10 protein-coding genes and 1 pseudogene are annotated in these 14815 nt (G+C 47.9%); 6 read left to right on the forward strand and 5 right to left on the reverse strand.

Annotation, left to right across the window (positions count from 1 at the left end):
- Positions 1–69, forward strand: a pseudogene (locus MMG82_RS20315) (IS200/IS605 family transposase); the annotation flags it as partial.
- Between the two features lie 70 nt (positions 70–139).
- Here MMG82_RS20315 and MMG82_RS20320 read toward each other — a convergent pair.
- The 3 genes from MMG82_RS20320 to acs form a co-directional block, all read right to left on the reverse strand.
- Complete coding sequence (locus tag MMG82_RS20320; protein ID WP_011072684.1) at positions 140–400, reverse strand: GrxA family glutaredoxin; 261 nt, start codon at positions 398–400, stop codon at positions 140–142.
- A 60-nt stretch (positions 401–460) separates the two neighbouring features.
- Positions 461–2233 (reverse strand): DEAD/DEAH box helicase family protein, encoded by a 1773-nt coding sequence (locus MMG82_RS20325; RefSeq protein ID WP_241407337.1) that lies wholly within the window; start codon positions 2231–2233, stop codon positions 461–463.
- Positions 2234–2460: 227 nt separating this feature from the next.
- Positions 2461–4413 (reverse strand): acetate--CoA ligase, encoded by a 1953-nt coding sequence (gene acs / locus MMG82_RS20330; protein ID WP_047535065.1) that lies wholly within the window; start codon positions 4411–4413, stop codon positions 2461–2463.
- 175 nt (positions 4414–4588) lie between these two features.
- On the opposite strand from acs, the gene MMG82_RS20335 reads away from it, so the two are divergent.
- Positions 4589–8026: a NahK/ErcS family hybrid sensor histidine kinase/response regulator gene (locus MMG82_RS20335; protein ID WP_240293320.1), complete on the forward strand. Its 3438-nt coding sequence runs from the start codon at positions 4589–4591 to the stop codon at positions 8024–8026.
- A 19-nt stretch (positions 8027–8045) separates the two neighbouring features.
- Here MMG82_RS20335 and bioA read toward each other — a convergent pair whose 3' ends face one another.
- A complete protein-coding gene (bioA, locus tag MMG82_RS20340) occupies positions 8046–9404 on the reverse strand; it encodes an adenosylmethionine--8-amino-7-oxononanoate transaminase (RefSeq protein WP_241407338.1) in 1359 nt (452 codons plus the stop codon).
- Positions 9405–9526: 122 nt separating this feature from the next.
- Here bioA and bioB point away from each other — a divergent pair, with 122 nt between their 5' ends.
- From bioB to bioD, 4 genes are all read left to right on the forward strand, one after another.
- On the forward strand, positions 9527–10579 hold the full coding sequence (gene bioB / locus MMG82_RS20345) for a biotin synthase BioB (protein WP_037427489.1): 1053 nt from the start codon (positions 9527–9529) through the stop codon (positions 10577–10579).
- A gap of 99 nt (positions 10580–10678) precedes the next feature.
- Complete coding sequence (locus tag MMG82_RS20350; RefSeq protein ID WP_172589257.1) at positions 10679–11884, forward strand: 8-amino-7-oxononanoate synthase; 1206 nt, start codon at positions 10679–10681, stop codon at positions 11882–11884.
- A 97-nt stretch (positions 11885–11981) separates the two neighbouring features.
- Complete coding sequence (bioC, locus tag MMG82_RS20355) at positions 11982–12809, forward strand: malonyl-ACP O-methyltransferase BioC (protein ID WP_144345672.1); 828 nt, start codon at positions 11982–11984, stop codon at positions 12807–12809.
- Positions 12810–12863: 54 nt separating this feature from the next.
- Complete coding sequence (gene bioD, locus MMG82_RS20360) at positions 12864–13559, forward strand: dethiobiotin synthase (protein WP_047535080.1); 696 nt, start codon at positions 12864–12866, stop codon at positions 13557–13559.
- A gap of 82 nt (positions 13560–13641) precedes the next feature.
- Here bioD and MMG82_RS20365 read toward each other — a convergent pair whose 3' ends face one another.
- Entirely contained in the window at positions 13642–14610 is a 969-nt protein-coding gene (locus tag MMG82_RS20365; RefSeq protein WP_047535083.1) for a DUF3187 family protein, read from the reverse strand.
- Positions 14611–14815 lie beyond the last annotated feature (205 nt).

Raw genomic sequence — 14815 nt, forward strand, 5'->3', positions numbered from 1 at the left:
ATCCGTAGATACGTTAGGCATCAAGAGAAAGTAGAGCGGCAAGAGCAGGGTCAACTTGCTCTTGAATAAAGGCCCCCTTTTAGGGGGTTAAAACAAAGCCACCTTCTTTAGAAGGTGGATTCTTTACCTCGTATTAGGGTTAACCTAACAGATTGTTATCACGAACATATTGTTCGAAATCGGTGCAACCACCTACGTGTTTTTCATCAACGAAAATCTGGGGCACCGTTTCGACTGGCTTGCCGACAGTCTTCTCGAGATCCGCTTTAGAAATCCCTTCGGCGTGGATATCTACATATCTAAATTTAAAGTCATCACGTTTTTCAACGAGTTGCTCTGACAGTTGTACTGCTCGCACGCAATAAGGACAGCCAGGACGGCCAAAAATAACAACGTACATAATAGCTCCTTAGGATTACTTTAAGCGATTTATACCATAGCGCTAACCGAATTGATAATGTCAGATGTGTTTATTTTCAGTTTGATAGCGCCCTTGGTAATCGAAATAGCTTTCGAGCAGATCCCAGCCTTTTTTGTGCTTTTTCAGCAGTAACAGATCTGGCATCCGAAAGGCGGCGCTATCGGCAATCAGCTCAGACACTTTTTTGTATTGCTTAGGTTTAATGCCTGGCGTGCGACTATGGGGGAAAATAAACAGCGCATACAAGGCACGCCATTGGGCGGGTGTTTGCAGCTTAAAGTGCCGATTAAACTCATTTCCGTCAATGTCTAGATATTGCACCTTAAGATCGCCTGCATCATCCATTAACGTCATATGCTGGCAGCGGAACAGATGATGGTGTTGCTTATTCAATACTTGCTTAAGGCGTTTATCGGGGTCGATTAAGGTCGAATGGCAATGCTGGCAAATACGCGCCGCAATGTCGTTCTCTTGTCCGCAATCGGGACAGGATTTAGACCTAAATCGAAAGTCACATTGTTGCTTTTGCCCATGATGCTCGACAATGCCCTGACAGCGACGGCCAAAGTGCTCGATAATATCGCCATCCTTGTTGGTTAATCCCCAAAAGATATTGGCAAACTGGCAGACAGGGCAATGCACTTGTACCGGAACAGATTTGCTATTGGGCTTAGCTTGGCCGACTTCTGGAAAATACAAATCATAGCCATTGGCCGCGTAATCAATCACTAAACAATCTTTTTTACCTTCACAGATCCTAAGACCGCGGCCAATCATTTGCTGAAACAAACTCACCGATGCGGTGGGGCGTAAAATCGCAATCAAATCCACATGGGGCGCATCGAATCCGGTGGTCAATACCGCGACGTTGACGAGGAACTTAAGCTCCCTCGCTTTAAAGCGCTCGATCAGTTCATCACGTTCATTATCTGGCGTTTGCGCCGTGACGATTGCCGTTTGTTCGCTGTGTTCCTTGTTAAGCTGGCTGACAATTTCTTCAGCATGGCGCACGGTCGCGGCAAAAATAATGATCCCTTGGCGATGATGACTCAGTTCAATCAGTTGCTTCACAATCGCCGTTGTGGCGCGCCCAGCGTGGTTCAGCAGCGCATTAACTTGGGCCTCGGGATATTCGCCATTGTCATTGGGTTTGATTCGGCTGAAGTCATATTGGGCGCTTAAACCATCAAATAAGGTTGGTGAAGTTAAATAGCCTTGTTTAATCAGCGGACGGATGGGGAGCTCGAAAATACATTGCTCGAAGATCCCAAGTTCAGGCGAGCCCACTTTGCCGTGGTAGTGGTGTTTGTAAATCCAGCCAGTGCCCAGTCGATAAGGGGTGGCAGTCAGGCCTAATAATTTGAGCTTTGGATTACGCTGCTGTAAATGAGTTAAGAGCTGCTGATATTGGCTGGTTTTTTCGAGGCTGACTCTGTGGCATTCATCGATAATCACCAGCGAGAAGGGCTCATCGAATTGAGTTAAGGCGCGCGCAGCGGATTGGATACTGGCCACGACGGTTTTGCCGTCAGTCGATTTTTGATTTAGCCCTGCGGAATAAATGCTGGCCTCAGTCGTCAGTAATCCCACCTTTTGTGCGTTTTGGGCAACCAGTTCCTTCACATGGGTTAAAACCAGCACGCGTCCTCTGGCGATGCGGGCAAGCTCGGCAATAACGATACTTTTCCCTGCTCCAGTTGGTAGGACTAACACGGCGGAATCGGTGCTTTTTTTGAAATGCGCGATGGTGGCATCGACGGCTTGTTGCTGATAATCCCTGAGGGTAACGCTTGGGCTGGAATTAACTGACACGCTGCTAGCTATTCTTGGTCGACTGAGTTTAGCGCCAAGCTTAACACAGAACCAAAAAAATGCCCCTTGGTTGGAGGGGCAACTAAGAGAAAGGGGCAATCAGGCACTTTCTCAACAGGGTTTACTTGATTAAAAGGAACACTTGCTAAAACGGACAGGTGTTCAAATGAACAGGAGCTAAAGCAACACTTAATCGTGATAAATCACGATTAAGTGTGGGACAACGATTACTCGTTGCGATTCAAGCGAGTTTCAATCAAGGTCTCAATCACAGCTGGGTCGGCCAGTGTTGATGCATCCCCTAAATTGGTTACTTCGTTTGCGGCAATCTTACGCAGGAAGCGGCGCATGATTTTGCCAGAACGGGTCTTAGGTAAGCCTGTTGCCCACTGGATCAGATCCGGTGTGGCTAAGGCGCCAATTTCTTTGCGAACCCATTGGCGCAGCTCTTGGCGAAGTTCTTCGCTTTCTTCTGTGCCGCGGGTTAAGGTCACATAAGCGTAAATACCTTGGCCTTTAATATCATGGGGATAGCCCACTACAGCAGCTTCAGCGACCAGTTCGTGTGACACCAGTGCACTTTCCACTTCGGCGGTACCTAATCTGTGGCCGGAAACGTTAATCACATCGTCCACGCGGCCAGTGATCCAGTAATAACCGTCTTCATCGCGGCGTGCGCCGTCACCGGTAAAGTACATACCACGGAAGGTTTTAAAATAGGTCAGTACGAAGCGTTCATGGTCACCATATACGGTCCGCATTTGGCCAGGCCATGAGTCGAGCAGCACTAAGTTTCCTTCGGTTGCGCCTTCTAAAATGTTACCCATGTTGTCCACGAGCGCCGGTTGTACCCCAAAGAATGGGCGAGTTGCCGAGCCTGGTTTGGTATCGGTCGCGCCTGGCAGTGGGGTGATCAAAATGCCGCCAGTTTCAGTTTGCCACCAAGTATCGACAATCGGGCAATGCTCGTGGCCGATGACCTCGTGGTACCAACGCCAAGCTTCTGGGTTGATGGGTTCGCCTACAGAGCCCATGATGCGCAGTGAGCTGCCATCGTACTTATCAAAATGTTGTTTACCTTCGGCCATTAGTGCACGAATAAGCGTTGGTGCAGTATAGAGAATATTGACTTTATGGCGGTCAATCATCTCGCCTAAACGTGCAGGGCTTGGGTGGTTAGGAACACCTTCGTGGATGAGCACCGTTGCGCCGTTGGCAAGCGGGCCATATACCATATAGGAGTGACCAGTAATCCAACCCACATCAGCAGTACACCAGTAAATCTCACCGGGTTTGTAATCGAACACATACTCGTGGGTCATGGAGGCATACACCATATAACCACCAGTAGTGTGCAATACGCCCTTTGGATTACCCGTTGAACCTGAGGTATAGAGTAAGAACAGCGGATCTTCTGCGCCCATTTCTTCGACAGCGCAATGTTCGGATGCTGTTTCAACCAGTGAATGCCACCACACATCGCGACCTTCTACCCAGTCAATCTTGCCGCCAGTGCGTTGAAGCACAATGACTTTCTCAACACTGGTCACATCGGGATGTTTTAACGCATCGTCGATGTTGCGTTTGAGCGGAATGGCGCGGCCACCACGCATACCTTCATCGGAGGTGATGACGATTTTGGATTTACCATCGATAACCCGAGAGGCAATAGAATCGGGTGAGAAACCACCAAAAACAACGGAATGCACGGCACCAATGCGAGCACAGGCCAGCATAGCGACGGCGGCTTCTGGCACCATCGGCATATAAATCGTAACGATATCGCCACGGCGTACGCCTTGGCTGCGTAGCGCGTTGGCAAATTTACATACTTGAGTGTGCAGTTCACCGTAGGTGATTTTGCGTTGTTCGTTGGCGTTATCGCCTTCCCAAATAATGGCAACACGGTCGCTGTGCTCCGCCAAATGGCGATCTAGACAGTTTGCCGATGCGTTTAGGGTGCCGTCATAGAACCAGTTAATCGATAAATTATGATCGTCAAAAGTGGTTTTTTTGATTTTAGTGTATGGCTTTATCCAATCGATGCGTTTGCCGTGCTCTCTCCAGAAACCCTCTGGATTGACAATCGACTCTTGGTACATTGTTTTATATTGATCGTTATTTACAAGTGCATTGGCAGCGATATTGCCGGAGACTTTGTAGAGAGACTGCGAGCTCATAGGGCTTCCCTTTCGAAAAATTGCGTGGTCTGAGTATGGTATGCAAGAGGGAGTCAACTCCATTAGACCTTGGTCTAGTTTTAAAATTTCCTTTATATTTAGGCTGTTGCACTCGAAAATCTGGCTAGATTTCAGCCATTATTTATCGCACAATAATGGAAAAAAGAGCAAAAATATGAATCTCACCTTAGTCGTCGCCGTTATTGCTATTTGTTATGTATCACTTTTATTCCTTTTAGCCTGGGGGGCGGAGCGCTGGTTTAGCGGCGTGACCAAGAAGCTGCAAGTGGTCATTTATGGCTTAAGCTTGGCGGTTTATTGTTCTTCTTGGAGTTTTTTAGGCACGGTTGGACAGTCGGCTAAGGATTTTTGGTCGTTCATTCCGATTTTTATCGGCCCAATTCTTATCTTCACCTTAGGGTTTGGCATGTTGCGCAAGATGGTCCTCGTGTCCAAGGCGCAAAATATTACCTCGGTCGCCGACTTTATCGCCGCCCGTTACGGTAAATCGCAAACCTTGGCGGCCATTGTTACCCTGATAGCGTTGTTTGGCATCATGCCTTATATTGCGCTGCAACTTAAGGCAATGGTGTTCAGCCTAAATCTATTTCAACCCGCGGATGACCCCTTAAATGGCATTATGATTGCGCTACTGATCACCGCGCTGTTAGCCATTTTTGCCATTCTTTTTGGCACTCGTAAGCTCGATGCTACCGAGCATAATCCCGGGATGATGCTGGCTATCGCATTCGAATCCTTAGTGAAACTGGCAGCATTTTTGCTGGTGGGGATGGTGATTAGCTTTGGCGTATTTGACGGGTTTGGCGATATTTGGCAGCAGGCGAGTGATAAAGCGTTAATTCATCACCCAAACCCCCGTATTGAAACTTTGATGCCTGAACTGCTTGTCGGCATGGCGGCATTTTTGTGTATGCCGCGCCAATTCCATGTGATGGTGGTGGAATGTGCCGATGAGTCGGTTCTTTCTAAGGGACGTTGGTTGTTTCCGCTGTATTTGGCCTTATTTGGTCTATTTGTCGGGCCACTGGCATTAGCGGGTAAATTGATCTTGGGCGATAGCGTTGCCGCTGATACCTATGTGATTAATTTACCGCTTGCGTTAGATCATCCACTGCTGGCGGTGATTGCGCTGTTAGGCACCTTATCTGCGGCGACGGGGATGGTGATTGTGGCCGTGGTGACAATCAGTGTTATGGTGAGTAACGAATGGCTCGTCCCTGTGATGTTACGTACTGGCAATATCCGCGAGAAAAACTTCAGCCAGTTTTCGCAGATGCTATTAAATGCCCGCCGCCTCGCGATTATCATCATCCTTGGGTTGGGTTACGGCAGTTATCTGGCGCTGGCTGACAGCGACTCGTTATCGCATCTGGGGATGCTGTCCTTTGGTGCTTTTGCCCAACTTGCACCCGCGTTAGTGGGTGGACTCTACTGGAAACACGGCAATCGTGCAGGGGTGTTTTTAGGACTCAGTGTGGGTTTTAGCTTGTGGTTTTACATCATGCTCAGTGGCATGACGGGTAACCAAAGCCCAGCGACATTAATGTCTAGTAATTTCGACCTATTAGATGCTATTACACCGAATGTGCGTGATGCGCTTACGGCGTTATTTGCCAATATTGCCTGTTATGTGTTGGGCTCGATTTGGTTCAGGGCTGGGGTGGCTGAGCGTATTCAGGCCAGTGCTTTTGTCAGCCCTGGTAAGCTTAAAAATAATGCCAATAAGAAAAGCGGCCCTATCTCGCAGCAGGATTTATTGATTTTAGCTAGCCGCTTTGTGAGTCCAACCCGTGCCTATGAAAGTTTTAGTCGATTCTCTACCGAAGCGGTTAAAAGTGACAGTTGGCATAAGGCCGCGACTCCTGAACTGATTGCCCATACCGAGCGTTTACTCGCTGGCGTGCTCGGCGCTTCAAGTGCTTCTTTAGTTATGGATTCGGTTTTACAAGGTCGTGACTTGGCCTTAGATGAAGTCTTTAGCCTTGTGGATGAAGCCTCATCCAAAATCATGCTTAGTCAAGATATGCTGCGCGGCGCTATCGAGCATGCCTACGAAGGGATGAGCGTGATCGACAGCGACCTTAACTTGGTTGCATGGAACTACAAATATGTCGAGTTATATCAATATCCTGAAGGCTTTTTACAGCAAGGAATGCCTATCAGTGAAGTGATCCGCTTTAATGCCGCCAGAGGTTATTGTGGCGATGGCGATATAGAACAACAGGTTGAAAAACGTGTGCAGCATATGCGTAATGGCACGCCCCATACTTCAGAGCGGCAACGTAAAGACGGTAAAGTGATTAAAATTCAAGGTAATCCCATGCCCGATGGTGGTTTTGTGATGACCTTTACCGACATTACCCAATATCGTGAGCAAGAACGGGCGTTGCTCGAAGCCAATGAAACGCTCGAGTCGCGTGTTAAAGAACGTACCTACGAACTAGCTCTGCTAAATAGTGAGTTACTTGAGGCCAAAGCACAGGAAGAAATGGCTAACGCCTCTAAGAGTCGCTTTTTAGCGGCGGTGGGGCACGATTTAATGCAGCCACTGAATGCGGCAAGATTGTTTACTGCGTCGTTATCCCAATACCCTAATTTGGATCGCGAGGCACGCACCACCTTATCCCATGTGAATAGCTCGCTTAAAACCGCCGGCGAGTTGCTCACCGACTTATTGGATATTTCTAAGTTGGATTCCGGCATGGTCGAAGTGAACCGCCGTGACTTTGCTATATCTGAGCTACTTAATGGTCTGTCGGTCGAATTTGAGGCGATGGCGGCGGACAATCAAATTCGCTTTAAGATGATCCCCTGCAGCGCGACGGTGAATTCTGATCCTTCTTTGCTCAGGCGTGTGCTGCAAAACTTTTTAACCAATGCCTACCGTTATGCCCGCGGAGGGCGAGTGCTGTTTGGATGCCGTCATCGCGGCAGCGAATTGGAGATCCAAGTGCTCGATACGGGCTGTGGGATTGAAGAGCATGAAACACATGAAATCTTTAAAGAATTTAAACGCTTAAATAATCCTCGGAGTAAAAGTGTCAGCGGTTTAGGCTTAGGGTTGGCGATTGCCGATAGGATAAGCCGCGTGCTAAACCACGGTATTCAAGTGTCTTCACAATTGGGGCGTGGCTCTGTGTTTTCCATTACGGTTCCCTTAGGGGAAACCGTGCGTCAGCCGCAGGTGAAGGCATTGCCATCGTTATTACAACCGTTATCCGGGATTAAAGTGCTGTGTATCGACAATGAGGAGGCCATTCTAGCGGGGCTTGAGAGCTTACTCAGTCGTTGGCAATGCGAGGTGATTTGTGCCAAAGACTTAGCCGATGCGCGGATTAAATTAGGCCTTAAAGGCGTAGCGCCCGATATCGTGTTAGCCGATTTTCACTTGGATGATGGTCAAAACGGTGTTGATGCGATGGATGGGATCCGCGCACTCTATGGCAAAGAGTTACCGGGCATTTTAATCACAGCGAACACTCGCAAAGAGCTGGTGGAAGATGTGCAGCGCCGCGGTTATCACTATATGGCGAAAATGATTAAACCCGCGGCGCTGCGGGCATTGATATCAAGCCTGGTCAAAAAGGCTTAATAACTTGCGGCCATGGCGATTAGCCATGGCTGATGCAGATGTTTTGACCTCGACTTGCGTCATCCGAAGTGGTTTTCGATGGTGTAATGGTGGCCGCGACTTGCTTCATCGCTTGGGTGAGTTGGGTCAGCTGCACTGAACTTATCACATAGGACGGCATAATATAAATCAGGTTGGCAAAGGGTCTAACCCATACGCCTAGGTCGACAAATTGCTGCTGCAGCGCCGCGGTATTGACCGCTTGGTGCATTTCTAACACCCCCACCGCGCCAAGCACGCGCACTGCTTTTACGCTAGGAATATCGATGGCATCGGCAAGCTCGCGCTGCATTTGCTGCTCGATGGCAGCAACCTGTGCTGGCCACTCCTGCTGATTGATCAAATCTAAGCTGGCGCAGGCGGCGGCGCAGGCGAGGGGATTACCCATAAATGTCGGGCCATGCATAAAGACGCCTGCGGGCGATTGGCTAATGCCTTGGGCGACGTTATCCGTGCACAAGGTAGCGGCAAGGCTAATATAACCACCCGTTAAGGCTTTGCCTAGGCAGAGAATGTCGGGCGTGATGTCGGCATGTTCATAGGCAAATAACTTACCGGTTCGGCCAAAACCCGTGGCGATTTCATCGAGGATAAGCAGCACATTATATTCATCACACAGGGCACGCAGACCACGTAAATATTCGCTACTGTAGAAGCGCATTCCCCCTGCGCCCTGCATAATCGGTTCGATAATCACGGCGGCAATGTCATGATGTTGTTCGCGTAAAATGCGCTGCATGGGTGCTAAATCGTCTTGGTGTAACGATTCACCAAAGGGCGTTTGCGGCGCGTCGACAAAACACTGTTTAGTGACTGCTTCACCAAACATGGTATGCATGCCACCTTCGGGATCGCAGACACTCATGGCGGCAAAAGTATCGCCATGGTAGCCCTTCTTCACCGTGAGAATGCGCTGTTTTTGTGCCTTTTGCGCTAAAGGCAAATCTTGCCCCTGCCAATATTGCAGCGCCATTTTGATGGCAACTTCGACGGCAATTGAGCCTGAGTCGCACAGAAAGACTTTAGTGAGGGGCTCGCAGGTCATCGCCAGCAGTTTTTTGCAGAGTGTAATGGCGGGTTCATGGGTAATGCCACCAAACATGACATGGCTGAGTTGGTGCAATTGCTGCTCCATCGCCGTTAATATTGCCGGATGACCATAGCCATGCACGCAGGCCCACCAAGAGCTGGTGCCATCAATCAGTTTACGGCCATCGACCAATTCCAGCTCGCAGCCTTGGGCACTGTGTACCCCAAAAACAGGAAGTGCGCGAGTCATAGAGGTATAAGGGTGCCAAATATGGGCGCTATCAAAATCAAAATCGAGTAAATTGCGCATAAAAGCTCACAGTGTTGATTGAAAATTAGTCAGTGGTAAACCTGTATCACTGGTTGGCGTTGACAGTTTAAGGGCTGAGGTTATCCTAGCCAAGGTAAAATACAAAAATAAAAGGGTGTTCAATGTCGCAGTTGCAAGTTCGTCATGATTGGAAGCGGGAAGAAATCGAAGCCTTATTTGCGCTGCCGATGAATGACTTATTATTTAAAGCCCACAGTATCCACCGTGAAGTGTACGATCCTAACGAAGTGCAGATCAGCCGCTTACTGTCGATCAAAACCGGTGCTTGTCCTGAGGATTGTAAATATTGTCCGCAGAGTGCGCGTTACGACACTGGCCTTGAAAAAGAGCGTCTCTTAGCGATGGAAACCGTGCTCACCGAAGCGCGCAGTGCCAAAGCCGCGGGTGCTTCGCGTTTCTGTATGGGCGCCGCTTGGCGTAACCCGAAAGATAAAGACATGCCATACCTTAAGCAAATGGTGCAAGAGGTGAAAGCCCTCGGCATGGAAACCTGCATGACCTTAGGGATGTTAAGCGCCGAGCAAGCCAACGAGTTGGCCGATGCGGGCCTTGATTATTACAACCACAATTTAGATACCTCGCCTGAATATTACGGCGATGTGATCACCACCCGTACCTATCAAAACCGCTTAGATACCTTAAGCCATGTGCGCGCATCGGGCATGAAAGTTTGCTCTGGCGGCATTGTTGGTATGGGTGAGAAGGCCACAGACCGGGCGGGTTTATTACAACAACTGGCGAATTTACCTCAGCATCCGGATTCTGTGCCGATCAATATGCTAGTCAAAGTGGCCGGTACTCCTTTCGAAAAACTCGATGATTTAGATCCGTTGGAGTTTGTCCGTACCATCGCCGTGGCACGTATTTTAATGCCTAAGTCCCGTGTGCGTTTATCCGCGGGCCGTGAAAACATGACTGACGAGCTGCAGGCTATGTGTTTCTTTGCAGGTGCTAACTCGATTTTCTATGGCTGCAAGCTGTTGACTACGCCAAACCCCGAAGAAAGTGACGATATGGGGCTGTTCCGTCGTCTGGGCTTACGTCCTGAGCAGGGCGCTGCTGCGACTATCGATGATGAGCAAGCGGTATTAGCTAAAGCTGCGGCTCACCAAGATAAAGCTGCGTCTCAGTTTTATGATGCGGCTGCGCTATAACCACAGTGTATAAATGCGCTTCATCAAGCGTTGTAGCGCTTTACCTTCTAAAGGATTTATGGCGCTTACGTTTAGCAAGAAAATCCTGAGCAAGAGAATATGAGTTCACCACTCGCGTCAAAACTGGCTTCAAAAATCCGCGCTCGTCAGCAAGCCTTAGCAGGGCAAGGTTTGCTAAGGCAGCGTCAAGCATTATCAACCGATGCCGAGCTAAGTGACGCTGAGCCGCAGTTTTGCTTTGAGGGGCAAACTTATCTTAATTTCAGCAGTAACGACTACTTAGGGCTTTGCCGTGCGCCCGAATTAATTGCGGCGCTACACCGCGGCGCACAGCAATATGGTGTTGGCAGCGGGGCATCGCCACTGGTGACGGGCTACAATGAGGCGCATTTAGCGCTGGAAACTAAGCTGTGCCAGATAACCGGATTTGAGTCAGCGCTACTGTTTAGCTCAGGGTTTAGCGCTAATAGTACGCTCTGTAAAACCCTGTTCGATAAGCAAGATGTTGTGCTGGCGGATAAGCTGGTTCACGCGTCGATTATCGATGGTTTACGCGATAGTGGCGCAGATTTTAAACGCTTTTTGCACAACTCAACTGAGAGTGCGGAGCGGCTGTTAGCCAAAAACACGGTTTCAGCGCTGATAACTGAAAGTGTGTTTAGCATGGATGGCGATATTGCGCCGATTTCGGCGTTATCTGCACTTTGCCGCGCGCATAATGCATGGTTGATTGTCGATGATGCCCATGGTTTTGGCGTGTCCGATATTTTTAATCAGCCAGCTGCCAACCTTATCGATATCCAGATAGTGACTTTTGGCAAGGCATTAGGCTGTCAAGGCGCAGCAATTCTGGGTAGTCGTGAGTTGATTGCGTTTTTAGTGAGTAATGCGCGGGAATATATTTATTCCACTGCACTGTCACCGGCCAATGCTGCGCTAGCTTTGGCCGCAGTTGAACACTGTGAAGCTCATCCTGAACTTAGGCAAAATTTGCAGCGTAATATCTCGATTTTTAAACAGTTATGCCAAGATGCCGATATTCCACTTCTTGGTAGTAATACCGCGATTCAACCTCTGATCATCGGTGATGCCGAGCAAACCTTACTGGTTGCGCAAAAGCTAAAAGCCATGGGGATTTGGGTTGGGGCAATTCGTCCACCAACCGTGCCCGTAGGCTCAGCAAGATTACGTATTACTTTGAGTGCATGCCATAGCGAGGCGGCAATTCGGTGCTGTGTTAAGGGCATTGCACAAGTGCTGGCCGAAGTTGCACTACCTAGGGTATCTGAGCGTCCTGCGCGATAAGCTAATGTTTTCGATACTGCTTATGGCCGACGATTCGATGCCTTAATCTTGAGAGTTGAAAGATCAGAGTTTGATTTAAAAGTGAGAATAACCAGAGATGTCCATGCCACTTGGCGTTAGCCTTAATCCTCATGAGCCCGCAGATCAGCTCTCGCATATTGCCGAGCGGTTTTCAGCAGCAGCCAAGAGCTATCAAGAGCATAACTGTTTGCAGCGTTTAAGCGGTGCGAGTTTGTTGCAGGGATTTGCAGTCAAGGGCGCAATTCTTGATATTGGCGCAGGGCCGGGAACCAATTTTGATCATAATGCCACAGGCACAGATATTAGAGTTTATGCACTCGATATCGCTTTGGGCATGCTGCAACAGCTTAATGCGACTTACCCTGAGCACCGGTGTGTTTGCGGTAATGCCGAGCAATTACCCTTTGCCGATGCGTGCATCGATAATATTTACTCTAATTTGGCTCTGCAGTGGTGCCATGACTTTTCGGCTGCAACCAGCGAAATGGCCAGAGTCTTAAAATCAGGTGGAGAAGCGCATCTGAGTATCGTGGCGGCAGGCAGCCTGGCTCAGTTATCTACTCTTGGTTTGAGGGTCAACAGTTTTTTATCCCTTGAAAGCTTACAAGCGGCATTTGACGACACAGATTGGCAATTTCTTGATGTGAAGCTCATGCCAATGACCGTCTATTTTCAAGACCTTAAAACCTTACTTTATTCCATTAAGGGCGTGGGCGCATCGGTGCAATCCTCATTACAGACAGTAACTTCTGCAGATCCCGATGCCCATTTAGGTAAATTGCGTGGCCGCCACGATTGGCAGGCTTTACAACAATGCGCAGAACTATTTCGTGAGGCACAGGGCCTGCCTTTAACCTATCAGATCGCCCAATTTCGTGTGCGTCGCCAAGGTGGCTCGGTATAAGCCTCTAGCAACGGTTTGGCGCATGATTGGCCAATAGATTAACAAGGAAAACGCATGTTTTTTGTAACAGGTACAGATACCGATAGCGGTAAAACCTTAGTATCGACCGCACTGTTAACCGCATTCAATCGTGACGTTCTGTGCGCAGGGTCTTCGCGCTTAAGTCTTGGGGTGAAGCCTGTTGCCTCAGGCTGTGAAATCACTGAAAAGGGCTTGCGTAACAGTGATGCATTAAAACTGATGTCGGCCTCATCCCTTAAACTGAGCTATGAGCAGGTGAATCCGATAAGTTTTGAACCTGCGATTGCACCGCATATTGCGGCGCAGCAACTAGGCGTTAATTTATCCCCTGAGGCTATTTTGGCCAAGATTGATCGCGCGGCGTTTGCGCAGGCGGATTTTTGTTTAATCGAAGGGGCGGGCGGTTGGCGTTTGCCCTTAGGGGAAGGGCGCTACTTATCTGAGTTGGTACAACAGCTTAATTTACCGGTCATTCTTGTGGTGGGAATGAAGCTCGGTTGTCTAAATCATGCGTTATTAACTCAAGAAGCGATATTAGCCGATGGCTTAACGGTCGCTGGTTGGGTGGCTAATTGCATCGATCCGAATATGAGTGTGTTTGATGAAAACCTAGCCACACTCAAAGAGATGATGACAGCGCCTTTCCTTGGCTGTATTCCACATCTTAAACAGGCGGATGCGGACCATGCCGCCAACTTTATCGATATCCAATCCTTATTGCTGAAATAAGCTTATTCAAATAATAAGTTTGATATAAAAACAGAGGCTATGTCGCCTCTGTTTTTGTTGGCATAGTTTTAAAATATTGTGATTATAACTTAACGCGATAGCCAATGTTAAAGGCAATATCAGTGCTGTTATCCATATTGAAATAGTTTTCAACAATAGAGAATTCTATTGCACTGGTATCTAAATAGTAACGGTAGCCGAGTAATATTTCGTTCGAGGCTTTTGAAAAATCATTTTCGGTTTCGAGTAAGCCCTGATAGTGATGTAATTCAAGTAACCAGCCATGGCGACCCGTTAAATATTCATAACCGAGATTGACGGAATAAGCATGATTATCGTAGCTTATCCCCGAAAGAACCTCATTACCCTGCCTAAAACTAACAGCTGCGGTAGAATGAACATGATGTTTTTCATAACGAAAGCTGTAATTAAGCTGTAACGCTTGTTCAAAGCTTTCATCTTCAAAGGGGCCTGAGTCGACATAGTTATAATATAGGCTGCCTCCTAAAGATAAGCCCTGATATTGGTTTTCAAACAATTGGTAGCCAACATAAAGTATGACGACATTATTGAGGTTTTCGCCTGAAATATCTTGCTGATTAACGCCATCTTTAGAAAATATTTGATTTTGATGTTTAGCGGCATCTTCACGACCATTTTGACTAAAACCAAATGCATCATGAAACCACATAGTTACTGAGTCTAAGTGATTATCGCCACTAAAACGCCAGTGATAACTGGTATCTATCATCCATTTATCATTGACTTGCCAAGTCAGTCCCCCTTCAAGGGTGTTGTGATAGTAATCGGCAAAATAGTCATCGGTTTCAGCCCAAACACTGGCTGCACTTGCGGATAAGTGCAGCTCTTTTTGACCTTCAGGTAACGAAAACCCTGATCTTAACATCGGTGTTAAACTGCCTGCTTGGGCCGGTGATTGCGCATAGCTGCGTAAAGGACCATAGTCACTAAAATCGACAGCAGTTGCCAAGACATTCGGGGGAAACAGTAACGAAAGCGTGAGAACTGATTTCAAGTGTGAAAATGGCATAACATAAATATCCGTCTAGATGATGAGTCAGCTAGATTTGATAGGTTGAAGAAACTTAGCATGATCAAGCGAGATTAATGGATAACATTAAGATAAATGTTAACCTTTATCGCCATATTAGCATCTTGTTTACAAGTTAAATCAGCAAATAGCTGAGTAACACTAAGGCTAGCCAAAATGCACGTCCAATCATTGGTAATAAATA

The sequence above is a fragment of the Shewanella sp. MM_2022_3 genome, assembly GCF_022557375.1.
Lineage (GTDB): Bacteria > Pseudomonadota > Gammaproteobacteria > Enterobacterales > Shewanellaceae > Shewanella > Shewanella xiamenensis.

Coding starts and splice junctions, on each gene's coding strand:
- MMG82_RS20320 (WP_011072684.1), bottom strand. CDS start 400: ATGTACGTTGTTATTTTTGGCCGTCCTGGCTGTCCTTATTGCGTGCGA.
- acs (WP_047535065.1), bottom strand. CDS start 4,413: ATGAGCTCGCAGTCTCTCTACAAAGTCTCCGGCAATATCGCTGCCAAT.
- MMG82_RS20335 (WP_240293320.1), top strand. CDS start 4,589: ATGAATCTCACCTTAGTCGTCGCCGTTATTGCTATTTGTTATGTATCA.
- bioA (WP_241407338.1), bottom strand. CDS start 9,404: ATGCGCAATTTACTCGATTTTGATTTTGATAGCGCCCATATTTGGCAC.
- bioB (WP_037427489.1), top strand. CDS start 9,527: ATGTCGCAGTTGCAAGTTCGTCATGATTGGAAGCGGGAAGAAATCGAA.
- MMG82_RS20350 (WP_172589257.1), top strand. CDS start 10,679: ATGAGTTCACCACTCGCGTCAAAACTGGCTTCAAAAATCCGCGCTCGT.
- bioC (WP_144345672.1), top strand. CDS start 11,982: ATGTCCATGCCACTTGGCGTTAGCCTTAATCCTCATGAGCCCGCAGAT.
- bioD (WP_047535080.1), top strand. CDS start 12,864: ATGTTTTTTGTAACAGGTACAGATACCGATAGCGGTAAAACCTTAGTA.
- MMG82_RS20365 (WP_047535083.1), bottom strand. CDS start 14,610: ATGCCATTTTCACACTTGAAATCAGTTCTCACGCTTTCGTTACTGTTT.